Source organism: Pseudomonas sp. PB103, from assembly GCF_009764635.1.
Taxonomy (GTDB): Bacteria; Pseudomonadota; Gammaproteobacteria; order Pseudomonadales; family Pseudomonadaceae; genus Aquipseudomonas.
This window is the reverse complement of record NZ_RWIL01000152.1, coordinates 12737-37583: the sequence shown is the minus strand read 5'-3', so window position 1 is coordinate 37583 and position 24847 is coordinate 12737. Positions and strand designations below refer to the sequence as shown.

Here is a 24847-nt window from a genome sequence, read left to right as displayed (position 1 = left end):
CGAAGGCTGCGATCTTTTGATCTTAAAAAAAAAAATCAAAAGATCGCAGCCTTCGGCAGCTCCTACAGAATGATGTCTTATCAGACGCCAAACTGGGCGCGGTACGCTTCCACGGCTGGCAAGTGCTGCTTGAGCTGCGGATCATCCGCGAGGAACTCCAGCACCTGATTCAGCGACACAATGCTGATCACCGGAATGCCGAAATCACGCTCGACTTCCTGAATCGCCGACAACTCACCGTTGCCACGCTCCTGACGGTTCAGCGCGATCAGCACGCCGGCAGCCTTGGCGCCGTCCTGCGAAGCAATGATTTGCATCACTTCACGGATCGCGGTGCCTGCGGTGATCACGTCGTCGATGATCAGCACGTCGCCGGTCAGCGGAGCGCCAACGAGGCTGCCGCCTTCGCCGTGGGCCTTGGCTTCCTTGCGGTTGAAGCACCATGGCAGATCACGGTCGTGATGCTCGGCCAGTGCCACGGCGGTGGTTGCCGCCAGCGGGATGCCTTTGTAGGCCGGGCCGAACAGAACGTCGAAGGGAATGCCGCTTTCGGCGATGGCTGCAGCGTAGAAACGCCCCAGTTGCGCCAGGGCCGAGCCCGAGTTGAACAGGCCGGCGTTGAAGAAGTAAGGACTGGTGCGCCCGGACTTCAGGGTGAACTCACCGAAGCGCAAAACGCCGCGATCGATGGCAAAACGAATGAAATCGCGCTGATACGCTTGCATGAAAAAAACCCCAAATACCACGGATTTAGCTAATTAGCTTGACGCCGTGTATCATACACGCACGCGATTTTTGGGGCCATTTATGCGGATCATCAGTGTGAACGTCAATGGTATTCAGGCGGCAGTCGAGCGCGGTTTGCTCAGTTGGCTGCAAGCACAGAATGCCGACGTCATCTGCCTGCAGGACACCCGTGCCTCCGCCTTTGAACTGGATGACCCAGCCTTCCAACTGGATGGCTACTTCCTTTATGCCTGCGATGCTGAAGTCCCTGCCCAAGGCGGCGTGGCTTTGTATTCGCGGTTGCAACCGAAGGCTGTCATCAGCGGTCTCGGTTTCGAGACGGCCGACCGCTACGGGCGCTACCTGCAAGCAGATTTCGACAAAGTCAGTATTGCCACCTTGCTGCTCCCTTCGGGGATGAACGGCGATGAGGACTTGAACCAGAAGTTCAAGCTCATGGACGACTTCGGCAAGTACCTGGACAAACAGCGACGCAAACGTCGCGAGTACATTTATTGTGGCTCGCTATACGTGGCGCAGCAGAAGCTCGACATCAAAAACTGGCGCGACAGCCAGCAATCCCCGGGCTTCCTGGCGCCAGAACGCGCCTGGATGGACGAGATTGTCGGCAACATGGGTTATGTCGATGCCCTGCGCGAAGTCAGCCGTGAAGGCGACCAGTACAGCTGGTGGCCGGACAACGAGCAGGCCGAGATGCTCAATCTGGGCTGGCGCTTCGACTACCAGATCCTGACCCCGGGCCTGCGCCGCTTTGTACGCAGCGCACGCCTGCCACGTCAGCCACGGTTTTCGCAGCACGCGCCGCTGATCGTCGACTACGACTGGACGCTGACTATCTAAGCGTCTTTTCGCCGTACAAAAAATGCCCGTATCGAGAGATGCGGGCATTTTTTTGGGTCAGAGGATGGTCTGGCTTTCAATGTCTCTCGGCGCGCGGGTCAGGATGTCTGGCTTGTCGCCAATCACCACCGTGTCGTCGATACGAAAGCCACCCAAGCCCCACTGAAATATCCCCGGTTCCGCCGAGTAGACTTCACCGCTCATCAGCGCGCGGGTGTTGAACGCCATGTCGTGGGGAAATTCATGGCCGATCAAGCCAAGACCATGCCCCGTGCGATGAATGATCAGATCGGCAACCCCGCGCCGCTCGAAAACCCCTTGCGCCGCCGCATCAATGGCGCAGACCGGATTGCCCGTTACCGCCGCTTCGCACGCGGCTTCATTGGCTTCCCGTGCCGCTTCGTACAGCTGGGCCTGGCGTGGCGAAGGCTTGCCACAAAACCATGTCCGCTCGTTCTCGATGATCAGACCGTTGATGCGCGGAATGATGATGTTGACCAGACCATGACCCTTCTCGATCCGCGCGCCGCACTGCCGACCATCGCCGTGGGGTGCACAGCTCGCCGGGCCGGACAGGGTGAAAAACTCAATGCATTGCACATCCTCTCCGGGGAAACGATTGGCCGCTTCTTCGACAAACAGTGCGGCCATGCTCATGTCCAGCTCCTGAACCAGCCGTCCGGGGCGGATATTTTCCCGGTAGCGCTCCTGCAGCCAGTCCGTCAACGCGCAGGCTTCGCGCATCAGTTGGATCTCCTCCGCATGCTTGACCAGTCGCAACGTGCGGCACGCTTCAGTGGCACTTTCCAGCACCAGTGACGGCAGCAGAGTGCCGGCGCGGGCCAGCGGTGCCGTGATCGCATCAACACCAATGCGCGAGCGGTGCAGGCCAGCATCCTGCAAAGACTGCGCGACCCACTCACTCCACTGGGTGACCAAGGGCAGCCGATTTTGCACACGCGGATGCTCGGCATAGAAACGCGCATCCTCGATCCATAGATGCCCGGCCTCCTGGGTGAAACGCCAATGATGCGTCGATAGCTCATGAGCGATCACAAACGGCGCGCCGTTCCTCGGTACGACGCAAAGAATTGGCCGTTCCCACGTCTCGACGTCGGTATTGAAGTTGGTCGCAAACTGGAAGAAGTCGCCCTGAGTGAACACCAGCGCATCAAAACCTTCGCGGTCCATCAGCGAGTACATGAGTTGCAGGCGGTAGTCGCGCACAGCGTGTCCGAGGTGTGCCATTGGCTGGCTCCGTGTCGTTGAAGTGCGGACAGTGTTCAACGAGCACGTTGAGGGCGTCGCGCCGATCCTTGCTCGATCAACGGTACATTCTTGCTCAGCGGTTTTGCCGGGACAGGCGAAAATCCGTCGGGCTGATGCCATGGGCTTTACGAAAGACCCTGGCGAAATGGCTGGAATCGGCAAACCCGGATTCCAGGGCTATTTCCAAAACAGTTTTAGCGGAGATTTCCAAAGCGTTGCGTGCCCGTTGCAGACGCACGGCAAGTACGTGAGCGTGAGGCGAAGTACCAAAAGCGCGTTTGAATTCGCGGGCGAAATGGAATTCGCTCATCGCTGCGATCGCCGCCAACCGGGCGATGCAGAGTTTTTCGCAGGGGTGACGCTCAATGTAGCGCAGGGCATCCGTCAGGCCTTGGCTGGCAACCATAGGCTGCGCGCTCGAAAGCTCATAACTGTTCAATAAATGAGCAATCAACACCTGAACGCTCATATCCGCCTGCTCACGCGCGCCGGGACTGTTGTCACCAATGGACAGCGCCAACTGCCGGGCGAGCAAGTGAACCACTCGGTCGTGTTGATACAGCGGATGATGTGTTCCGCGAAATCCCGCGAAGCACAGCCCCTGATCCTGCGCGGCAGCGGTCAACGCCGGCATTGGCAAATGCACATGGAGGATGTCGAAAGCGCTATCAGTGTCCCAGCTCGCGGATTGGCTGGGCTGCAGCAATCGCACCTGACCGCGGTGAATCGGGCCGTCCCACACCTGCTGGCCGCCAACAGCGGCACGCGACTGCATAGGCGCAAGCATCACGCTGAGCAAAACATGCTCGCGCGGTTCCGTGCGCTCAAAACGATAACTGTCTGTGGAAAAGCGCTGCCAACGGAACACCGCAGCACCGGTCGATTGCAGACCCGTGAGGGCAGCGGCGGGTTTCATCCGCCATTCCTCGGTTTGCTGCTCGATAGAAGACGCGACAGGCTGAGACATTGCGCACTCCGCCCGTCAGGCCCGCGAGCCTACTTGATCAACCGCCAGGTAAACGGATACCGGTACGGATACCCTTCGTTGGCCTTGACCCCGGCAATGATCGTCAACACCAGTGCGCCAATGGCCACAATGCCGATCAGGAAGAAGCCGACGATCAGCACCATCAGCAGGAAGCAGATCAACGAGGCAATCGCCACGGTGATCTGAAAATTCAGCGCCTCTTTGCCCTGGGCATCGATAAACGGATCCTTTTCACGCTTCATCTGCCAGAGGATCAATGGCCCGATCAGGTTGCCGAACGGAATCCAGATCCCCAGCAAGGCGGACAAGTGACAAAACATCGCCCACTGACGAACCTCCTGGCTCGGCTTGGGCAGTAGCTCTTGCTGGTCACTCATCGCATTCTCCTTGCGGTTATGAGCCTGTCAGTCAGCCAGTGCGGCGTTCTGCAGTTCGAAAATCTCGTTCATGCCTTTCTTGGCCAGTTCCAGCATGGCGTTGAGGTCTTCCGGCTGGAACGGCGCGCCTTCAGCGGTGCCCTGCACTTCGATGAAACCACCGGTGCTGGTCATCACGACGTTGAGGTCGGTCTCGGCAGCGGAGTCTTCCAGGTAATCCAGATCCAGTACCGCTTCACCCTGATACATGCCGACCGATACCGCGCCGATCATTTGCTTGAGCGGGTCGCCGCCCTTCAGGCCGCCGCGCTTCTTGATCACTTTCAGTGCGTCAACCAGAGCGACCATGGCGCCGGTGATGGAGGCGGTGCGGGTGCCGCCGTCGGCCTGGATCACGTCGCAGTCGACGTACAGGGTGACGTCGCCCAGTTTGGACATGTCCAGCGCAGCGCGCAGGGAACGGCCGATCAGACGCTGGATTTCCAGGGTGCGACCGCCTTGCTTGCCACGGCTCGCTTCACGCTGGTTACGCTCGCCAGTGGCGCGCGGCAGCATGCCGTACTCGGCGGTCAACCAGCCCTGGCCCTGACCCTTGAGGAAACGCGGCACACCGTTTTCGACGCTGACGGTGCAGATGACTTTGGTATCACCGAATTCGACCAGCACCGATCCTTCGGCGTGTTTGGTGTAGTTGCGGGTAATGCGGATCGAGCGGAGCTGATCGGCAGCGCGACCACTTGGACGTTTCATAGGAGATACCTGTACTGAGGACGGAAAACTGCCGAGCATTATAGAGCGCTGCACTGCGACTGGGCACTTGTTAAAAATTCGGGCCGACGATCGAAGGCCCTGAAACACGCATTACCGACGGGCTGCAGCCCTTTGTCACACCGTGTGTTTGGGCGCATTCCCCGCACTGCGCTACAATCCTGCGCCTTTGCTGCCAGTCGGCATAAATTCATTGATATCGCGCTTGCGGAACCCAGGTTTCGCGCCGATCTGCATTGCGAGGTTACCGCCATGGTGCACAGCATGACCGCCTTCGCCCGCGTCGAGAAAGCCGGCGTACAGGGCACCCTGAGCTGGGAACTGCGCTCGGTCAACAGCCGCTATCTGGAACCGCACCTGCGCTTGCCGGAAACCTTTCGCGACCTCGAAGGCGCGGTGCGTGAAGCACTGCGTCAGGGCCTGTCGCGGGGCAAACTGGAATGCACCCTGCGTTTCACCGAAGAAAGCACCGGCAAAGCGCTGCAAGTCGACCGCGAGCGCGCCGCGCAACTGGTCGCCGCCGCCGAAACCATCGCCGGCCTGATCAAAAACCCGGCGGCACTGAACCCGTTGGAAGTACTGGCGTGGCCTGGCGTGCTGGTCGGCGATGCAACCGACCCACAGGCGCTGAACGCCGAGGCGCTGGCCCTGTTCAATCAAGGTCTGAAAGAGTTGAAGGCCGGCCGCGAGCGCGAAGGCGCGGAGCTGGCCCGGTTGATCAACGAACGCCTGACGTCGATCGAAGCAGACGTCGTGACCCTGCGCGAACTGGTGCCGCAGATGCTGGCGACCCAACGCCAGAAAGTCCTCGACCGCTTCGCCGACATGAAGGCCGAGCTCGATCCGCAGCGTCTGGAACAGGAAATGGTCATCCTCGCGCAAAAAAGCGACGTGGCCGAAGAACTGGATCGCCTGAGCACCCACATCATCGAAGTGCGCCGGGTGCTCAAGTCCGGCGGTGCAGCCGGGCGTCGCCTCGACTTCCTGATGCAGGAGCTCAACCGCGAAGCCAACACATTGGGCTCCAAAGCCTTCGATCCGCGCAGCACCCAGGCCGCCGTCAACCTCAAGGTGTTGATCGAGCAGATGCGCGAACAAGTGCAGAACATTGAGTAAGGCAACCCCGACATGACCCACAGCACCGGCACCCTGTACATCATTTCCGCCCCTTCGGGCGCGGGCAAAAGCAGCCTGGTCAAGGCTTTGACCGACGCCATACCGGAAATTCGCGTTTCGGTTTCGCACACCACGCGCGCCATGCGTCCGGGTGAAGTGGACGGCGTGAACTATCACTTCGTGACCCGCGAAGAGTTCGTGAAGATGGGCGAGCACGGCGACTTCCTCGAACGCGCCGAAGTCTTCGGCAACTTCTACGGCACCTCGCAAAGCCGCCTGCAGCAGACGCTGGACGAAGGTCACGACCTGATTCTGGAAATCGACTGGCAAGGCGCCGAGCAAGTACGCAAACTGATGCCGCAAGCTCGCTCGATCTTTATCCTGCCGCCGTCGCTTCAGGCCCTGCACCAGCGCTTGACCAACCGTGGCCAGGACAGCGACGAGATCATTGACGGCCGGATGCGCGAAGCGGTCAGCGAGATGAGTCACTATGTCGAGTACGACTACCTGATCATCAACGACGATTTTGCTCACGCACTTGACGATCTGAAGGCTATTTTCCGCGCCAATCAACTCCAACAGAAACGTCAGCAGGTACGTTTCGGCAAATTGCTGGCCGAATTGCTCGGTTAATCAGCACTTCCCAAAATGCCTGCAAGCGCTTTACATTGGTGCTTGCAGCGCGTTGAAGGGCTTGGTTAAAAAATCAGCGCTTCCCTAATCGCTGGTGATTTTTTAAACTGTTGAGTCCGCTCGCCCAACCGGGCAGCGCGCATATTGCATTCGCTCCGAGGAATACCATGGCCCGCGTAACCGTTGAAGACTGCCTGAACCACGTGGAAAACCGTTTTGAGCTGGTCATGCTCTCTACCAAACGTGCCCGTCAACTGGCCACCGGCGGCAAAGAGCCACTGGTTCAGTGGGAAAACGACAAGCCTACTGTTGTTGCCCTGCGTGAAATCGCTGAAGGCCTGATGAGCTACGAGTTCATCGCCAACGCTGAGATCGTCGAAGACGAACCGCTGTTCGCAGCGTTCGAGGACGAGTCCAACGAGGCCGTCTAAGCCTATGCCTGGTCGACGTAGCACGGCGCGGGGTCACAACCTACGGCAGGAATTATCATGCCGAGCATAGACGCCCTCGCCGATCGCTTATCGACCTACCTCGGCAACGACCAGGTCAACCTGGTCCGCCGAGCGTATTTCTACGCCGAACAAGCCCATGACGGTCAACGCCGTCGCAGCGGCGAGGCGTACGTCACGCATCCTCTTGCCGTGGCCAATATTCTTGCCGACATGCACATGGACCATCAGAGCCTGATGGCCGCGATGCTGCATGACGTGATCGAAGACACCGGTATCGCCAAAGAAGCGCTGCAAGCGCAGTTTGGTGAAACCGTGGCCGAACTGGTCGACGGGGTCAGCAAACTGACCCAGATGAATTTCGAGACCAAGGCCGAAGCCCAAGCCGAAAACTTCCAGAAAATGGCCATGGCCATGGCACGCGACATTCGCGTGATCCTGGTCAAGCTCGCCGACCGCCTGCACAACATGCGCACGCTGGAAGTGCTGTCCGGGGAAAAACGCCGGCGCATCGCCAAGGAAACCCTCGAAATCTACGCGCCCATCGCCAACCGGCTGGGCATGCATGCGATCCGCATCGAATTCGAAGACCTTGGCTTCAAGGCCATGCACCCGATGCGTTCCGCGCGGATCTACCAGGCGGTCAAGCGCGCCCGGGGCAACCGCAAGGAAATCGTCAACAAGATCGAAGAATCCCTCGGCCATTGCCTCGCCATCGACGGCATCCAGGGTGAAGTCAGCGGTCGCCAGAAACACCTCTACGGCATCTACAAGAAAATGCGCGGCAAGCGTCGGGCCTTCAACGAGATCATGGACGTCTATGCGTTCCGGATCATCGTCGACAAGGTCGATACCTGCTACCGCGTGCTGGGCGCTGTACACAATTTGTACAAACCGTTGCCGGGGCGCTTCAAGGATTACATCGCGATCCCCAAGGCCAACGGCTATCAGTCGCTGCACACCACGCTGTTCGGCATGCACGGTGTACCGATCGAGATTCAGATCCGCACCCGCGAAATGGAAGAGATGGCCAACAACGGCATCGCCGCCCATTGGCTGTACAAATCCAGCGGTGACGAACAGCCGAAAGGCACTCACGCCCGTGCCCGTCAGTGGGTCAAAGGCGTGCTGGAAATGCAGCAGCGCGCTGGCAACTCGCTGGAATTCATCGAGAGCGTGAAGATCGACCTGTTCCCGGACGAGGTCTACGTGTTCACGCCGAAAGGCCGGATCATGGAGCTGCCGAAAGGCTCCACGGCGGTCGACTTTGCTTACGCGGTACACACCGACGTCGGCAACAGCTGCATCGCCTGCCGGATCAACCGTCGACTCGCACCGCTGTCCGAACCGCTGCAAAGCGGGTCCACGGTCGAGATTGTCAGCGCTCCCGGCGCCCGGCCGAATCCGGCGTGGCTCAACTTCGTGGTCACCGGCAAGGCGCGTACGCACATCCGCCATGCGCTGAAACTGCAACGCCGCTCCGAATCCATCAGCCTCGGCGAACGCCTGCTGAACAAAGTCCTCAACGGTTTCGACAGTTCGCTGGAGAAGATCCCGGCCGAACGTGTCAAGGCGATGCTGACCGAGTACCGCCTCGAACTGATCGAAGATTTGCTTGAAGACATTGGTCTGGGCAATCGCATGGCCTACGTGGTCGCCCGCCGCCTGCTGGGCGAAGGCGAACAGTTGCCAAGCCCTGAAGGCCCGCTGGCAATTCGCGGTACCGAAGGTCTGGTGCTGAGCTACGCCAAGTGCTGCACACCGATCCCGGGCGACCCGATTGTCGGGCATCTGTCGGCGGGCAAAGGCATGGTCGTGCACCTGGACAACTGCCGCAACATCAGCGAAATCCGGCACAACCCGGAAAAATGCATCCAGCTCTCGTGGGCCAAGGATGTCACCGGCGAATTCAACGTCGAGCTGCGCGTCGAGCTGGAACACCAGCGCGGCCTGATCGCTCTGCTGGCCAGCAGCGTCAACGCAGCCGATGGCAATATCGAGAAAATCAGCATGGACGAACGCGATGGTCGCATCAGCGTGGTCCAGTTGGTGGTCAGCGTCCACGACCGTGTGCACCTGGCCCGCGTGATCAAGAAGCTGCGCGCCTTGACCGGGGTGATCCGCATCACCCGCATGCGTGCATAACTCAACCATTACAAGGAGTCATACATGACCAAGACTGTTATCACCAGCGACAAGGCCCCGGCCGCCATCGGTACTTACTCCCAGGCGATCAAGGCAGGCAACACCGTTTACATGTCGGGTCAGATTCCTCTGGACCCAAAAACCATGGAACTGGTTGAAGGCTTCGAAGCCCAGACCGTCCAGGTGTTCGAGAACCTCAAAGCCGTGGCCGAAGCTGCCGGCGGTTCGTTCAAGGACATCGTCAAACTGAACATCTTCCTCACCGACCTGAGCCACTTCGCCAAGGTCAACGAGATCATGGGCAAATACTTCGACCAGCCGTACCCGGCGCGCGCCGCCATCGGCGTGGCTGCCCTGCCAAAGGGTTCGCAGGTTGAAATGGATGCCATTCTGGTCATCGAGTGATGCGCACGGCGCGGCCTTCAACGCCGCGCCGACTGCTCTGCAAGAAAAGGTTTTGAAAGGATTCCACCATGCGCAAAGCGCTAGCTCTCCCGCTGCTCGCCATTTTCCTCGGCGGCTGCGCCAGCAACCCTGCCGACCGTGACATCAGCGGCACCTGGATCAATCAGGTAGCGATCGATGCCGCAGCCAAGGGCGGCCCCCTGCGCGAAGCGCTTCAGGCTTACGGCCCGAACCTGGAGTGGGACGTCAACACCAAGGCCAGTCAGGCCCGCTACACCAACGGTTTTGAGAACGTCGAAGGACGGCTGCTGGGTGAAAAATCCGGCGCCTGGAAAGTCGACTTCTATGGCAGCTCCGCCAGTGAGCTGAAACGTGATGGCAGCCAACTGCAACAGGCGGCCAGCGATAACGAACCTGAACAACTCTTCGACCGCGCACAGATTCCCGTGCCGGAAGGCGCGCCGATCGGCGCCAGCTTCGAACGCGCGCTGTATTCAGCCTACATGGGCGGCAGCTGGAAAATCGCCAGCGGTCAGGGCGAAGGCGAAACCGTGCAGTTCCAGGCCGATGGCCAGGTTTCCGGTTTGCCGGGTGCCGACCGTTATGCCTTGTGCCTGGCGGGCGATTGCGCCTCGATGAGCAACGGCAACGACAGCATGTGGCTGCAGCAGAACGGTCAAGGCAATAACTGGATCTTTGTGCGCAAGGGCAAAGAGCTGGAAATCCTCCAGGCGGTGAACACCGCGCTGACGGATGAACAGCCGCAGTTCACCCCGGGTGATCGCAAGTGGTTGCTGGAAAAACAGTAACCATCTTCTGGAACCACTGAATATCCAAGGTGGGAACCTCTGTGGCGAGGGGATTTATCCCCGATCGGCTGCGAAGCAGTCGCAAAACCTTTGTGCGCGGTTTATCTGATCAACCGCGATTGCAGGATTTTGGGGCCGCTGCGCGACCCATCGGGGATAAATCCCCTCGCCACAGGGGATCGGTTCCCACAGTGGTTTGAGGTGTTAATCAGTCAGCATTTACCTTCAAGGATCGCGGCGTAGCCTTCGCGGTAGCTCGCGTATGTCGGCGTCCAGCCGAGGGCCTTTGCCCTGGCATTGCTGCAGCGCTTGCTGCCGGTGCGCCGCACACTCGCCTCCGCCGCCCACTCGGTCACGCCCAGATACTCGCGCAACCAGTCGACCACTTCGGCCAACGGTGCCGGCGCATCGTCGACGCCGATATAGATGCTCTCCAGCGCAGTCCCCTGCCGATCCGCCTCCAGCAAAAACTTCAGCAAACCTGCTGCGTCATCGGCATGTATGCGATTGCCATACAACGGCGGCTCGATGGCGACGCGATAACCCTCGCGAACTTGCGTCAGCAGACGCTCGCGACCCGGGCCGTAGATGCCGGTCAGGCGCAGGATGCTTGCCGGGATGCCGCTCTTGAGCGCGACCTGTTCGGCCTCAAGCATCAATTGCCCGGAGAAGCCGCTGGCAACCGTCGCTGAACTCTCGTCTACCCATTCACCCTCCATCTGCCCATAAACACTGCTGCTCGACACGAACAACAGTCGCTCCGGCACCTGCCCGTAGTCATCCAGCCAGCTCAGCACGTTCTGCAATCCCTGCACGTAAGCCGCGCGGTAACCGGCCTCATCGTGATTAGTGGCCGCCGCGCAATACACCAGGTAATCCACCGCCCCTACCGGCCAGGTGTCCGGGCAGTCTTCGCTGAACAGGTCGCCGGCAACACCAATGACCCCAGCGGGCAGGCGCGACACATCGCGGCGCAGGCCATGGACTTCCCAGCCAGCGGCCAGCAATTGCGTGGCCAGACGACTACCAATATCGCCACAACCGGCAATCAGAACAGAAGGCGCAGACATCGGAAAACTCCCATCGGAAAGCGACAGACTAGGCTCGACCAGTGACGAGCGGCTAGCAATCAAGGAAAAAAAGATACTCTATTACTTTTGTTAACAAGAATTACTTGCAATAATGCACGCCACTTTTGTTCTCGGCCTCACGAGGCCTGGAAGAGCATTAAACGTTTTTCTATCTCAGGTCCGGCCAGCATGACACGTAATCAAATCCCCGCTTCGCCAACCAAACGACCTCGCGCCTGGAACGCGGTGGCGGCTCTGTTGCTCAGCCTGATGCTGGCACCGACCGCCGCGTTCGCCGACGCTCAAGCACCCGCCGCACCCGCCGCGACCGAACAGCACGCACCGGCTGCCGACGCGCCTGCCGCTGCTCCCGCTGCCACTGACCCAGTGCAAGCGGTAGACGCTGCCGACGTTCCTGAAGTTCTGGAAGCCGACAACTCCCTGGGCATGGCCCACGACCTGTCGCCTTGGGGCATGTACCAGAACGCTGACATCATCGTCAAAATCGTGATGATCGGTCTGGCCATCGCGTCCATCATCACCTGGACCATCTGGATCGCCAAAGGCTTCGAGCTGATGGGCGCCAAGCGTCGTCTGCGTGGCGAAATCGCTGCCCTGAAAAAAGCCACCACCCTTAAAGAAGCCAGCGCCACGGCCGGCAAGGAAGGCACCCTCGCCAACCTGCTGGTACACGACGCGCTCGAAGAGATGCGCTTGTCGGTCAACAGCCGCGAGAAAGAAGGCATCAAGGAACGCGTCAGCTTCCGCCTTGAGCGTCTGGTTGCCGCCTGCGGTCGCAACATGAGCAGCGGCACCGGCGTGCTCGCCACCATCGGTTCCACCGCGCCGTTTGTCGGCCTGTTCGGTACCGTGTGGGGCATCATGAACTCCTTCATCGGCATCGCCAAAACCCAAACCACCAACCTTGCCGTTGTGGCGCCGGGTATTGCTGAAGCACTGCTGGCCACTGCACTGGGTCTGGTTGCTGCGATCCCGGCCGTTGTGATCTATAACGTCTTCGCCCGCTCCATCGCCGGTTACAAGGCGCAGGTTTCCGACGCCTCGGCAGAAGTGTTGTTGCTGGTCAGCCGCGACCTCGACCACCAGCCTGAGCGCAGCTCGCAGCCGCACATGGTCAAAGTGGGGTAATCGGCCATGGGCCTGCATTTGAAAGAAGGCGCAGACGACGATCTGGCCGAGAACCACGAAATCAACGTCACGCCGTTCATCGACGTGATGCTGGTACTGTTGATCATCTTCATGGTGGCCGCTCCGTTGGCCACCGTGGACATCAAAGTCGACCTGCCTGCCTCGACCGCCAAACCGGCACCGCGGCCAGAGAAACCGGTGTTCCTCAGCGTCAAGGCTGATCAACGCCTGTACATCGGCGAAGACGAAGTGTCGCCGGAAACCCTCGGTGCCTTCCTCGACGCCAAGACTCACGGCAAAAAAGACACCACCATCTTCTTCCAGGCCGATAAGGGCGTGGATTACGGCGACCTGATGAGCGTGATGGATAAGTTGCGCGGCGCCGGTTACCTGAAGGTCGGCCTGGTCGGACTTGAGACGGCAGCCAAAAAATGATCACGACGCGCCATAAGCTGACGCGTTACAGCGGTAGCCTGGCCGTGGTGCTGGGCGTTCATGCGCTGGCCATCGCGCTGGCGCTGAACTGGACCGCCCGCCCGCCCATCGAATTGCCGCCGCAGGCAATGATGGTCGAGCTGGCCCCGGTTCCGGCCCCGCCACCGCCTGCTCCGCCGAAAGTCGTCACACCGCCGCAGCCACCGGCTCCGGTTGAAGAGTTGCCGATCCCGAAACTGGCCGAAGCACCGAAAGCTGAAATCGCGGTGCAGAAACCCAAACCGAAGCCCAAGCCTAAACCGCCGAAGCCAGTCGAGAAGAAGCTGCCCGATCCGCCGAAGGAAAAACCTTCCGAGGAGAAACCGGCCGACACCCAACCGACTCAGGCACCAACGGAGAAATCCGCCCAGCCTGCACCAGGCCCGTCGCCGGCCCAGATGGCGGCCAAAGCCAGCTGGCAAGGCACGCTGCTCGCGCATTTGGCCAAGTACAAAAAGTACCCGGCCAGTGCTCAGGCACGCGGCAAGGAAGGCTTGAACCGCCTGCGTTTCGTGGTGGATGCCGAAGGTAATGTGCTGTCGTTCGAACTGGTGGGCCGCTCTGGCAACGCCGATCTGGACCGGGCTACCCTGGAAATGATCCGCCGCGCACAACCGCTGCCCAAGCCACCGGCTGACATGCTCAACAACGGCTCGATCGAAATTGTTGCGCCGTTTGTTTACTCCCTCGAACGCCGCCGCTAAGAAACACCGCAATACCTGTGGGAGCTGGCTTGCCAGCGATAGCGGTGTGTCAGAGAAGGATTTATTAGCTGACCCACCGCAATCGCTGGCAAGCCAGCTCCCACAAGGTTCTCCGCCAGCTGAGAGAACCAAGCCAAAAAGGCACCGAAAGGTGCCTTTTGTGTATCTGCGCGCGGCAAACACACATTGCCCGGTGTCGCATTTCTCACTCAGTCTGATAACGTGCGTCTATCGATTGCAGCCGGTATGCTTGGCCCGCATCTTCATGGACGCTTGCTATGACCCTCACAGAATTACGCTACATCGTAACCCTCGCCCAAGAGCAGCATTTCGGCCACGCCGCCGAGCGTTGCCACGTCAGCCAGCCGACCTTGTCGGTGGGCGTGAAAAAGCTTGAAGACGAACTCGGTGTGCTGATTTTCGAGCGCAGCAAAAGCGCCGTGCGCCTGACCCCGGTCGGCGAAGGCATCGTCGCCCAGGCGCAAAAAGTCCTTGAGCAAGCCCAAGGCATCCGCGAACTGGCCCAGGCCGGCAAAAACCAGCTGACCGCGCCACTGAAAGTCGGCGCGATCTACACCGTCGGCCCGTACCTGTTCCCGCACCTGATTCCACAACTGCACCGGGTCGCCCCGCAGATGCCGTTGTACATCGAAGAAAACTTTACCCACGTGCTGCGCGACAAACTGCGCAACGGCGAGCTCGACGCGATCATTATCGCCCTGCCGTTCAACGAAGCCGACGTGCTGACCCTGCCGCTGTACGACGAGCCGTTCTACGTGCTCATGCCGGCCCAGCACCCGTGGACGCAAAAAGAAACCATCGACGCCGGCCTGCTCAACGACAAGAGCCTGCTGCTGCTTGGTGAAGGCCACTGCTTCCGCGATCAGGTCCTCGAAGCCTGCCCAACCCTGACCAAAGGCAACGACGGCGCCAAGCACACCACGGTCGAATCCAGCTCGCTGGAAACCATCCGGCACATGGTTGCGTCCGGTCTGGGCATTTCGATCCTGCCGTTGTCGGCGGTCGACAGCCATCACTACGCCCCCGGCGTGATCGCAGTGCGTCCGCTGTCGCCGCCGGTGCCGTTCCGCACCGTGGCCATCGCCTGGCGTGCGAGTTTCCCACGGCCGAAAGCCATCGAAATCCTCGCCGACTCCATTCGCCTGTGCTCGGTGGCCAAGCCAGCGACACCGGTTACGGCCGGTTAAGCGAGCGTCATGACTGAGCTGTCGCAAGTGTCGGTGACGGCACTCAAGGGTGTCGGTGAAGCCATGGCCGAGAAATTGGCCAAGGTCGGTCTGGAGAATCTTCAGGACGTGTTGTTTCACCTGCCGCTGCGCTATCAGGATCGCACCCGAGTGGTGCCGATCGGCCATTTGCGACCGGGTCAGGACGCCGTGGTCGAAGGCACCGTCAGCGGCGCCGACGTGGTCATGGGCCGCCGTCGCAGCCTCGTCGTGCGTTTGCAGGACGGCACCGGCGGGCTCAGCCTGCGCTTCTACCATTTCAGTAACGCGCAGAAAGAAGGCCTCAAGCGCGGCACGCGGATTCGCTGCTACGGCGAAGCCCGGCCCGGCGCCTCAGGGCTGGAAATCTACCACCCGGAATACCGCGCGATCATCGGCGACGAACCACCGCCAGTGGATGAAACCCTGACCCCGGTCTACCCGCTCACCGAAGGCCTGACCCAGGCACGTCTGCGCCAGTTGTGCATGCAGACACTGACCATGCTCAAGCCGGACACCCTGCCCGACTGGCTGCCGACCGAGCTGGCGCGCGACTATCAACTGGCGCCGCTGGCCGACGCGATCCGCTACCTGCACAACCCGCCCGCCGATGCTGACGTCGACGAACTCGCCCTCGGTCATCACTGGGCCCAGCATCGTCTGGCCTTCGAAGAACTGCTGACGCATCAACTGTCGCAACAACGTCTGCGCGAAAGCATGCGTTCGCTGCGAGCACCAGCGATGCCGAAAGCGAAAAAGCTGCCGCCGAAATACCTGGCCAACCTCGGCTTCAACCCGACTGGCGCGCAACAGCGCGTTGGCAACGAAATCGCCTATGACCTCAGCCAGCACGAACCGATGCTACGGCTGATTCAGGGTGATGTGGGCGCAGGTAAAACCGTGGTCGCCGCCCTCGCCGCCCTGCAAGCGCTGGAGGCTGGCTATCAGGTCGCGCTGATGGCGCCGACCGAGATCCTCGCCGAACAACACTTCATCACCTTCAAGCGCTGGCTCGAACCGCTGGGCATTGAAGTCGCGTGGCTGGCCGGCAAGCTCAAAGGCAAAAACCGCGTCGCCGCGCTGGAGCAGATCGCCAGTGGTACGCCGATGGTGGTCGGCACCCACGCGCTGTTCCAGGACGAAGTGCAGTTCAAGAATCTGGCGCTGGTGATCATCGACGAACAGCATCGTTTCGGCGTGCAGCAACGTCTGGCGCTGCGGCAGAAAGGCGTCGGTGGGCGCATGTGCCCGCATCAACTGATCATGACCGCCACACCGATTCCACGCACTCTGGCGATGAGCGCCTACGCCGACCTCGACACCTCGATCCTCGACGAACTGCCGCCCGGTCGAACCCCGGTCAACACCGTGCTGGTCACCGACACCCGCCGCGTCGAAGTCATCGAGCGCGTGCGCGGTGCCTGCGCCGAGGGCCGTCAGGCCTATTGGGTGTGTACGCTGATCGAAGAGTCGGAAGAGCTGACCTGTCAGGCCGCCGAAACCACCTTCGAAGACCTCACCCTCGCCCTCGGCGAACTGAAAGTCGGGCTGATTCACGGGCGCATGAAGCCTGTCGAGAAGGCCGCTGTGATGGCCGAATTCAAGGCCGGCAATTTGCAATTGCTGGTGGCGACCACGGTGATCGAAGTCGGCGTCGACGTGCCCAACGCCAGCCTGATGATCATCGAAAACCCCGAGCGCCTCGGCCTCGCGCAACTGCATCAGTTGCGTGGCCGTGTCGGTCGGGGCAGCGCCGCCAGCCATTGCGTGCTGCTCTACCATCCGCCGCTGTCGCAGATCGGTCGTCAGCGCCTGGGCATCATGCGCGAGACCAATGACGGTTTCGTCATCGCCGAAAAAGACCTCGAACTGCGCGGCCCCGGTGAAATGCTCGGCACCCGCCAGACCGGCCTGCTGCAATTCAAGGTCGCCGACCTGATGCGCGATGCCGACTTGTTGCCCGCCGTGCGCGATGCCGCGCAAGCACTGCTGGAACGCTGGCCGACCCACGTCAGCCCGTTGCTCGACCGCTGGCTGCGTCACGGGCAGCAATACGGCCAAGTGTGAGCACGGTCGCAGTTTCTGCCAGCTCGCTGCGACCAAGCTGGTTATACTCCTGCCATTGTTTCAAAAACGGATACACACCATGACTGACGCAGCTCTCGCCCCCGAACCCCCGCACGCACCGTCTGTGATTCGGCTGCTGCTCGGCAAGCTGGGGATCGCTTACGAAGAAGTGCTCGACCACCACGGCCTCAATGCCTCGCGCAAAGTCCAAGCCGTATTGCTCGACGACGCCGTAGGCGCGCTGATGGTGCTGTTCCCGCAGAACCAATTGCTTGACCTCAATCGCCTCGCCGAATTGACGGGCCGGCGCCTCACCGCCGTGTCCACCGAGCGCCTGGAAAAGATGCTCGGCAAACACAGCCTGAGCCTGCTGCCGGGCCTGCCGGCGCTGACCAGTTCGCCGTGCCTCTACGAAGAAAGTCTGCTGCGCGAACCGAAGCTGCTGATCAACTCCGGTGAGCCGGGTCTGCTGCTGGAAATCGCCAGCGAAGACTTCAAGACCATGCTGACCAAGGCCAGCGCCGCCAACTTCGGCGAAGCCCTGAGCAGCATCCGCCCGAACCTCGACCGCCCGGACGATGACCGCGAGGAAATCACCCAGGCCGTGCAAGCGTTCACCGCGCGGCGTATCCAGCAACGTCTGGAAGCGACCATCGAGATTCCGCCGCTGGCTGAAACGGCGCAAAAAATCATCAAGCTGCGCGTCGACCCCAACGCCACCATCGACGACATCACCGGCGTCGTTGAAACCGACCCGGCGCTGGCCGCACAAGTGGTGAGCTGGGCGGCATCGCCGTATTACGCCTCGCCGGGCAAGATTCGTTCGGTGGAGGACGCGATCGTTCGCGTGCTCGGTTTCGATCTGGTGATCAACCTCGCGCTGGGCCTGGCCCTCGGCAAGACCCTGAGCCTGCCCAAGGATCACCCGCAACACACCACGCCGTACTGGCAGCAGTCGATCTACACCGCCGCCGTCATCGAAGGCCTGACCCGCGCCATGCCGCGCGCCCAGCGCCCGGAAGCCGGCCTGACGTATCTGGCCGGTCTGCTGCACAACTTTGGTTATCTGCTACTGGCCCACGTGTTTCCGCCGCACTTCTCGCTGATCTGCCGCCACCTGGAGGTCAACCCGCACCTGTGCCACAGCTACATCGAGCAGCACCTGCTGGGTATCAGCCGCGAACAGATCGGCTCGTGGCTGATGCGCTACTGGGACATGCCGGACGAACTGGCCACCGCGCTGCGCTTCCAGCACGACCCAAGCTACGACGGCGCCTACGCCGAATACCCGAACCTCGTCTGCCTGGCCGTGCGCCTGCTGCGCGGTCGCGGGATTGGCTCCGGCCCGGATGAAGACATCCCCGACGCCCTGCTCGAACGCGTCGGCCTGACCCGCGACAAAGCCAACGACGTCGTCAGCAAAGTCCTCGAAGCCGAAGTCCTGCTGCGCGAACTGGCTTCGCAGTTCAGCCAGGCCTAAACGCATCGCGGGCAAGCCTTGCGCCTACGGGATCATTTCAATCCTGTAGGAGCAAGGCTTGCCCGCGAAGCCGTCAACGCGATCTAAGAAGTACTCGCCTCAAGCGGAATAACACAGCAGAACACCACCATTGATGTGAGGCCAAGGCTCGGCGTCCTTCCACAAATTACCGCAAACGAAGAAGCGATCCGTCCCTTGCATCGACATGTCGGTCATGCCCTCCATGGATAGCGCCTCATCGAACACGACATAACCTTGACCGTTAAACGCCGTTTCCAGAGAACCGTCGGATCGATAACACGCGGTCACAATACTCAACTCTTTTTTGACAAAACCATCTCCGGTGCTCCCCGAGACGATGACCGAGCCATTGGTTTGTGTCACACAACGCCGCCAACTGAGCCCCTCCGCTACAAAATCGGCAAATACCGGCTTGCCTTTGTTGAAAGGCAGATTGTAGGAACCCGTGGAATTCAGAGCGACGATCAACCCCTTCTGAGGCTCGCCCCGCGTCATGAATGCGCTGCCTACCGCAATAATCCGGCCGTCACTTTTTCGCACCGTCATAGCAACAAGGTTAATCAGGGAAGGACTGAAAACGGTGACTGCAAGCCCCCCGTTGAAACCGCGGTCGACCTCACCTACGGCGGAAAGACGCGTCACATAGGCAGTCTGGCCTTCATCCGCGGAGAAATTCCCGCACACCAGTATGTGGCCGTCCTCTTGTAACGCAATGCCTTCGCCACTGCTCCAGTCAAACGTAAAACCTTCAAGCTCGATGATTGCCGCACCTCGGCCCTTGAACGTCTTGTCAGGCGAACCGTCCTTGTTGCGCCGCAAGACGATGCCTTTCATTTTGCCGAACTCATCCCCGACATTGCCGACCAGCAGGAGCTTGCCATCGGGCTGTACGATCACTGAAGGTGAACCGGCAGCAGAAGCCTGCTTGCCCCCCTCCGCCGCCTTGTCACCGCTTCGAGTCGCACTCACCATTACCCCGGTGTGCCCGGAGACGCCGTAATCTTCGTAGGGAATAAAGAGAATGCCGGTTCCGTTCAGGGACTCATCCAACCGGCCATCCTCGTGGTGACGGACGATCATCAGCCCATGAGAACCGGCTAACGATGCTTGGGCGAAAATCACCCAACCGCCGCTTTCTGTCGGGCTGACGCCAAAAATGTGATCGAACTCAAAGTTTTCCAGCGGTACCACGACTACGCCGTCCTGGTTGGCACCAAACGAATTATCCAGTGAGCCATCAGCATTCAGCCGCGTCACCGCATAACCTGCGTTTCGGCCGGAAAGAGACACAACCGCCAATACCTTGCCCCCTGGCAGGGCCAGCACGGCATCCGGCGCAGCTCCGGAGATGGCGGGGATTGGAAATTTAAGAATGCCTGTTTCATTGAAAGTCTTGTCGAGCGTTCCCGAACTTGCAATTCCTTGTTGTCCCATGATCTAGCTCCATCAAGTGATGAGAGTCCGGTGCGGACCCTCATCACCATTGAGCGCCCGAATGCGCTTGAAAACACCTGTCAGAGTTGACAGGCCAGCAGCCTTCTCAAGCCAATTCCCGGGCAGCATTGCATGACAAGGCCCCCGCACCTCAAGCGGAATAACACAACAGGAAACCGCCCTCCACCTGCGGCCAAGGCTCCGCGTCCACCGACAGAGCCCCACAAACAAACACTCGTCGACCATGCAACACCATATCGGTCGTGTCTTCGATCAGCAGCGGTTCATCGTAACGGTTGAAACCTGTGCCATTGAATGTCGGGTCCAGAACCCCGTCAGGGCGAAAACGCGCTGTCACGGTAGACAATGTTTCAGTGACAAAACCGATGCCGGTATTACCGGCGACGATGATTGATCCGTCTTCCTCTATCGCACAGCGCAGCCAATACAGCCCTTCAGACACAAAGTCGGAATACAGCGGACGGCCGCTATTGAAGACGAGGTTAAAGGAGCCGCTGGCGTTCAGAACGACGGTCAATGCTTTTGGCGGCACTCCCCGTGCAGGGCGCGCCCTGCCAACCGCAACGATCCTGCCATCGTCTGGACTGACGGTGATGGCGTCCAGTCTGATTTCGCTGATGTTGGAAAGGATCACGGCGCGACCCGTATTGAAATCAGCATCGACCTTACCGGCAGCAGTGAAGCGCACGACAAAGACGCCCTGATCCTCCAAATCGTTAAAGAGGCTCCCGCCGACCAAAATACGGCCATCCGCCTGAACCGCAACGCTGCTGGCGCTGTTCCATTGATGGGGAACGCCTTCAAGCTCGAGGATTGCAAACCCTTGACCATTGAAGGAGGTATCACGAGAACCATCCGAATTTCGCCGCAGGACGATACCTTTCAGCTTATCGAAACCCTGAGAAATATTACTGACCAGCACGATCTTGCCGTCGGCCTGCTCGGCGACCGAAATCGAGGCAGACGTCTGTTGAGCACCATCAGTGGCCACTCGACTGCCGGGGGATACTGCAAACGCGTTATGTCCTGACTTGCCAAAATCACCGTAAGGAATGAACAGAATGCCGGTTCCATTCAAGGACTTGTCCAACTGGCCATCCGGCAAATGGCGAATAATCAACAAGTAACCGGTTGGCCCGGTCATGCCCTGACCCACAATCAGCCACCCACCCTTCGCCGTCGCGCTGATACCGAAAATGTGCAATTCCTTAACGGTATCCAGCGGCACAAACACGAAACCGTGTTTATCAACGCCAAACTGCTCATCCAGCGCACCGTCCGCCTTGAGCCGCGCCACTGCATAGCCTGCGCTGTTTCCCGCCAGCGGCAGGGCAACCAGCAGCTTTTCTTCAGGCTGAGGCAGCACAGCACTCGGTACGAAACCGGAGATGGCGGGAATTGGAAATTTGAGGATGCCTGTTTTATTGAAAGTCGGGTCGAGAGCACCCGCACGAACGATTCCTTGTTGTTGCCCCATGATCCTGCTCCATCCAGTGATGAGGGTCCGTTGCGGACTCTGCATCCCGATTGAGCACCCATCTGCGCGGCAAAACACCTGTCAGAGTTGACAGGTGTGTCTCGCTGAAGGGCAATCATGGACATTTCAGCCCGGCTTAAAAGCATCGCGGGCAAGCCTTGCTCTGCGGGAGCAAGAGTTACCCGCGCAGGGACTTACTATCAAGCGAGGTAACGCAGCACATACCCCGGAAGGGGCGGGGTGTCAAAGGATGTGTAACCGCAAACAACGGTCCGGTTGTCGGCCGTTACTGTGCACCCTGTGAACAAATCGATCCCGCTTTCGTGGTTAAAGATCGTCCACCCTTTGTCCACGAACGTTGTATCCAAAGAGCCATTCGGGTTATAGCGCGCCGTTGTGACTGAACTGTTTTCATCAATAAATGCCGACCCACCCTGCCCACTGACGACCAACTTGCCATCGGTTTGCAAAATACAACGCTCCCAGGAAACACCGTGCTCCGTGAAGCGGGAAAACAGTGGTTTGCCATTGTTGAAAACAAGATTGAAACTGCCGCTCGAGTTCAGCGCTACGATCAGCCCATCACGATGCCTATCAAGATCTGCGGTTCCCACCGCAAATACGCCGCCATCCGGCTGCAAAGCCATCGAAACAAGGTCAAGCCATCGACTGCCATCGGTAATGGTTACGACACCATTCTGGTTGCTGCCATAGCTGGCATCGACATTGCCATACTGGTCGTAGCGAATCACGTAAGCGTCGGGCCACTCATCGTCGGAAGCTCTGCTGAAATCACCACAAACCAACACTTTGCCGCCCGGCTCAACCGCTAAGCCGTAAGCGTAGTTCCAAGCGTGATCGATCCCGGGTAGTTCGACTTGTACAAAGCCTTTCTGGTTGAAAGTCTTATCCAGAGACCCATCTTTCTCAAGTCGTATTACCAGCCCTCTCAGATAGTTGAACGCAAAAAAGACTGTGCTGCTTAGAACAACTTTTCCATCCTGCAGCCCCACAGCAGCCACTCCGACCCCACCCGCAGATGACGTTTCAGCATTTTTTTCGTCATGGCGACGGGTGAGAAAATTTGCATCCGGATAGCTGCGAGATCCGATGAGGTCATAGACATTGACGGTGACCATGCCGTCCTTATGAGGACCGAAGGACGTATCCATCTGGCCATCGTGCAATTGACGAATGACCGCCAGGTCAACGGTATCGTTGGGGTGCTTAATCGTTCCCGTGACCAGCCATCCGCCATTGTCGAGGAGGCGCAGATGGCGGGGAGAAAAAACAACGCCCGCCCGGACAGAAATCTCGACAATTCCCTGTTTCCCAAAACTCGAATCCAGCGTGCCGTTCTCCAGCAACCTTGCAACTTTGGCTGGAGAGTTTTCCGATGGAGACGCGCTGAAAAGCACTAGCATTTTTCGGTCAGGTAACGCGGCGACCGAATAAGGGTACTGGCCCACAATGCCTTCAAAAGGCAGCTCGAGTATGCCGCCAGCAGCAAAGGCAGGATCGAGGCCCTCTGCTGCCGCTGCTTTTTCAATAGTGTTCATGATCGCACTCCCTGTGATTTACCAAGGGTGCCCACCAATGGACACCGTTCACAGTGGAGCACCAACCCGAAATAAGCACACCTGTCAGACCTGACAGGTCTACCTCGCTGGAAACGCTCCATGTAGGAGCTGCGGCACGCTGCGATCTTTTGATCTTGATTCTGGATTTCAAAATCAAAAGATCAAAAGATCAAAAGATCAAAAGATCGCAGCGTGCCGCAGCTCCTACAGGATTTGGGTTGGGCGATTTGCTCCGGCTCGGCGTGACTGCCTTGAATCAAGCCTTGGGCTTTGGCTTGCGTGGTTTCAGGTACTTCATCAGCCCTTGAAACCACATCACCAGCGCCGGATTGCCCTTGAGCTGAATCGACTTGTCCTGAATGCCCTGCATGAACGCCAACTGCTTGTTCTTCGCCTGCAGCGTGGCAAAACCATACGCCGCATCCTTGAAGGCAATCGCAAACGCTGGCTCCGCGACCACGCCGGCCTTGCTGGTGATGCGCTGGTTCTTCACCACGAAATGCCGCGCCACCTTGCCGTCCAGGGTCTGTAGCTGGAACACCAGATCCTTGTCGCCCAACTGCTGCTGGAACGCAGGATTTTTCCGACTGGCCTTACCCATCAACAGACCCAGCATCCACAGGAGAAAACGAAATTTCATGCACACAGCCTCAAAAGGAAAATGAACGGCCGGGGCAGTGTAAGGGATTCGCACAATAACGCCACTATCTGCCACCGTTGCAAGAGGATGTAGACCATTTCCCGCACGATGACCACCAAGTCACGATCCAAAGCCCCGCCACTGATCGCCCCCCCGCTCCGCGCAGAAATGCATCCCGAGCTACCCCGCCCCCCCTTTCCTACACCTGTTGCAACACACCCCTGTAGGAGCTGCCGAAGGCTGCGATCTTTTGATCTTCCCCCCTGCAACTCCTTAGGAAATTTCCCGCAAAGCGCGGCGGCGTGCATGAACTAGGCGGCTTGAAGGTTCATCGATAGGCTGAGTACGTCACCACAAATCGGTGATACGGACGTGCAAGTCCGGTGGGAGTCCACATTGGTTATGGCAATTCGCCGAGCATTTTCCTATGCTCGCGGATCGTTATGGCTGCTGTGTATGGGAGACCTTCGGGTCTGCCGGGTGACTCCACCGGTCTTGCACACCTATGCACAGCTGCCACCACTTTCGAAGTGCGAGCGAAACGGTGTCGGCTCCTGAAACTGGAGTAAGACCGAATGATCAAACCAACACCCAATCCCCCCGAAACCCCAGACATATCGCCCTACGAATCGCTGGAATCAAAGAAATTCCACGAAGCCGCCGAGCGCGCCCTCGACCACCATTTCAAACCGCCCCTCGAACCGCAACCCAAACGCGAAACCGGCCTCTTCAGCCTCTCCCCCGGCACCGACGCCGAAGCCCTCATGGCCAACGCCTCCGAAGACCTCCTGTCCATCAGCGTCATCGCCTCCGACCTCGCCGACGACCTCCACGGCTCACGCCGCTCGGTAGCGCTGGCCCTGAGCAGAATGGCGGACGGAGTGAGATTGATGGTGGAAGGCACGCTCGACCACATCGAAGTACGGCGCGCGGCGGTCAAGCCGTAGCAAAAGGTGTG

The 24847-nt window shown here is 59.6% G+C and carries 24 protein-coding genes; 14 read left to right on the top strand and 10 right to left on the bottom strand.

Features of this window, described 5'->3' with window-relative positions; translation table 11 throughout:
- Window positions 1-80: 80 nt before the first annotated feature.
- Window positions 81-725 carry an orotate phosphoribosyltransferase gene (gene pyrE / locus EJA70_RS27115; protein WP_008078597.1) on the bottom strand — a complete coding sequence of 215 codons (645 nt, stop codon included), beginning with the start codon at window positions 723-725 and terminating at the stop codon, window positions 81-83.
- 82 nt (window positions 726-807) lie between these two features.
- On the opposite strand from pyrE, the gene EJA70_RS27110 reads away from it, so the two are divergent.
- Complete coding sequence (locus EJA70_RS27110) at window positions 808-1587, top strand: exodeoxyribonuclease III (protein ID WP_007920349.1); 780 nt, start codon at window positions 808-810, stop codon at window positions 1585-1587.
- A gap of 57 nt (window positions 1588-1644) precedes the next feature.
- On the opposite strand, the gene EJA70_RS27105 is transcribed toward EJA70_RS27110, so the two are convergent.
- The 4 genes from EJA70_RS27105 to rph all read right to left on the bottom strand — a co-directional run bounded on the left by EJA70_RS27105 (window position 1645) and on the right by rph (window position 4971).
- A complete protein-coding gene (locus EJA70_RS27105) occupies window positions 1645-2835 on the bottom strand; it encodes a Xaa-Pro peptidase family protein (protein ID WP_158835013.1) in 1191 nt (396 codons plus the stop codon).
- Between the two features lie 94 nt (window positions 2836-2929).
- The gene (locus EJA70_RS27100; RefSeq protein WP_158835010.1) at window positions 2930-3823 is read right to left on the bottom strand and encodes a helix-turn-helix domain-containing protein; all 894 of its coding nucleotides are present in this window, start codon (window positions 3821-3823) and stop codon (window positions 2930-2932) included.
- Window positions 3824-3852: 29 nt separating this feature from the next.
- On the bottom strand, window positions 3853-4221 hold the full coding sequence (locus tag EJA70_RS27095; RefSeq protein WP_158835007.1) for a DUF4870 domain-containing protein: 369 nt from the start codon (window positions 4219-4221) through the stop codon (window positions 3853-3855).
- A gap of 27 nt (window positions 4222-4248) precedes the next feature.
- Window positions 4249-4971: a ribonuclease PH gene (gene rph, locus EJA70_RS27090; protein ID WP_008078603.1), complete on the bottom strand. Its 723-nt coding sequence runs from the start codon at window positions 4969-4971 to the stop codon at window positions 4249-4251.
- 270 nt (window positions 4972-5241) lie between these two features.
- Here rph and EJA70_RS27085 point away from each other — a divergent pair, with 270 nt between their 5' ends.
- The 6 genes from EJA70_RS27085 (at window position 5242) to EJA70_RS27060 (ending at window position 10546) form a co-directional block, all read left to right on the top strand.
- Window positions 5242-6105 carry a YicC/YloC family endoribonuclease gene (locus tag EJA70_RS27085; RefSeq protein ID WP_158835004.1) on the top strand — a complete coding sequence of 288 codons (864 nt, stop codon included), beginning with the start codon at window positions 5242-5244 and terminating at the stop codon, window positions 6103-6105.
- A gap of 12 nt (window positions 6106-6117) precedes the next feature.
- Window positions 6118-6738, top strand: coding sequence for a guanylate kinase (gene gmk, locus EJA70_RS27080; protein ID WP_008078609.1), 621 nt, complete (start codon window positions 6118-6120; stop codon window positions 6736-6738).
- A gap of 167 nt (window positions 6739-6905) precedes the next feature.
- On the top strand, window positions 6906-7169 hold the full coding sequence (gene rpoZ, locus EJA70_RS27075; RefSeq protein WP_007894670.1) for a DNA-directed RNA polymerase subunit omega: 264 nt from the start codon (window positions 6906-6908) through the stop codon (window positions 7167-7169).
- A 57-nt stretch (window positions 7170-7226) separates the two neighbouring features.
- A complete protein-coding gene (gene spoT, locus EJA70_RS27070; protein ID WP_007920338.1) occupies window positions 7227-9332 on the top strand; it encodes a bifunctional GTP diphosphokinase/guanosine-3',5'-bis pyrophosphate 3'-pyrophosphohydrolase in 2106 nt (701 codons plus the stop codon).
- 24 nt (window positions 9333-9356) lie between these two features.
- Window positions 9357-9737 carry a RidA family protein gene (locus EJA70_RS27065; protein WP_003229509.1) on the top strand — a complete coding sequence of 127 codons (381 nt, stop codon included), beginning with the start codon at window positions 9357-9359 and terminating at the stop codon, window positions 9735-9737.
- 68 nt (window positions 9738-9805) lie between these two features.
- Window positions 9806-10546, top strand: coding sequence for a hypothetical protein (locus EJA70_RS27060; protein WP_158835001.1), 741 nt, complete (start codon window positions 9806-9808; stop codon window positions 10544-10546).
- A gap of 212 nt (window positions 10547-10758) precedes the next feature.
- Here the strand turns inward: EJA70_RS27060 and EJA70_RS27055 are convergent, their stop codons facing one another.
- Window positions 10759-11616, bottom strand: a complete 858-nt coding sequence (locus tag EJA70_RS27055) for an SDR family oxidoreductase (protein ID WP_158834998.1) — start codon at window positions 11614-11616, stop codon at window positions 10759-10761.
- A gap of 189 nt (window positions 11617-11805) precedes the next feature.
- Between EJA70_RS27055 and exbB the strand changes: the two genes are divergently transcribed.
- The 6 genes from exbB to EJA70_RS27025 all read left to right on the top strand — a co-directional run bounded on the left by exbB (window position 11806) and on the right by EJA70_RS27025 (window position 18716).
- A complete protein-coding gene (gene exbB / locus EJA70_RS27050) occupies window positions 11806-12765 on the top strand; it encodes a tonB-system energizer ExbB (protein WP_158834995.1) in 960 nt (319 codons plus the stop codon).
- Between the two features lie 6 nt (window positions 12766-12771).
- Window positions 12772-13200 (top strand): TonB system transport protein ExbD, encoded by a 429-nt coding sequence (gene exbD / locus EJA70_RS27045; RefSeq protein WP_008078622.1) that lies wholly within the window; start codon window positions 12772-12774, stop codon window positions 13198-13200.
- On the top strand, window positions 13197-13943 hold the full coding sequence (locus EJA70_RS27040) for an energy transducer TonB (protein ID WP_038359287.1): 747 nt from the start codon (window positions 13197-13199) through the stop codon (window positions 13941-13943). Before exbD ends, EJA70_RS27040 begins: the two co-directional genes overlap by 4 nt.
- Before the next feature lie 278 nt (window positions 13944-14221).
- Window positions 14222-15151 carry a hydrogen peroxide-inducible genes activator gene (locus tag EJA70_RS27035; protein WP_158834992.1) on the top strand — a complete coding sequence of 310 codons (930 nt, stop codon included), beginning with the start codon at window positions 14222-14224 and terminating at the stop codon, window positions 15149-15151.
- A gap of 9 nt (window positions 15152-15160) precedes the next feature.
- Window positions 15161-17236, top strand: a complete 2076-nt coding sequence (gene recG, locus EJA70_RS27030; protein WP_158834989.1) for an ATP-dependent DNA helicase RecG — start codon at window positions 15161-15163, stop codon at window positions 17234-17236.
- Window positions 17237-17315: 79 nt separating this feature from the next.
- Entirely contained in the window at window positions 17316-18716 is a 1401-nt protein-coding gene (locus tag EJA70_RS27025) for an aminoacyl-tRNA deacylase and HDOD domain-containing protein (protein ID WP_158834986.1), read from the top strand.
- Window positions 18717-18815: 99 nt separating this feature from the next.
- Here EJA70_RS27025 and EJA70_RS27020 read toward each other — a convergent pair whose 3' ends face one another.
- From EJA70_RS27020 to EJA70_RS27005, 4 genes are all read right to left on the bottom strand, one after another.
- Entirely contained in the window at window positions 18816-20171 is a 1356-nt protein-coding gene (locus EJA70_RS27020; protein WP_158834983.1) for a hypothetical protein, read from the bottom strand.
- A gap of 151 nt (window positions 20172-20322) precedes the next feature.
- Window positions 20323-21669, bottom strand: a complete 1347-nt coding sequence (locus tag EJA70_RS27015) for a delta-60 repeat domain-containing protein (RefSeq protein ID WP_158834980.1) — start codon at window positions 21667-21669, stop codon at window positions 20323-20325.
- A gap of 200 nt (window positions 21670-21869) precedes the next feature.
- Entirely contained in the window at window positions 21870-23228 is a 1359-nt protein-coding gene (locus EJA70_RS27010) for a hypothetical protein (protein ID WP_158834977.1), read from the bottom strand.
- A 277-nt stretch (window positions 23229-23505) separates the two neighbouring features.
- Complete coding sequence (locus EJA70_RS27005) at window positions 23506-23889, bottom strand: SCP2 sterol-binding domain-containing protein (protein WP_008078629.1); 384 nt, start codon at window positions 23887-23889, stop codon at window positions 23506-23508.
- A 575-nt stretch (window positions 23890-24464) separates the two neighbouring features.
- On the opposite strand from EJA70_RS27005, the gene EJA70_RS27000 reads away from it, so the two are divergent.
- On the top strand, window positions 24465-24836 hold the full coding sequence (locus EJA70_RS27000) for a DUF6124 family protein (protein ID WP_008078630.1): 372 nt from the start codon (window positions 24465-24467) through the stop codon (window positions 24834-24836).
- Window positions 24837-24847: the final 11 nt, after the last annotated feature.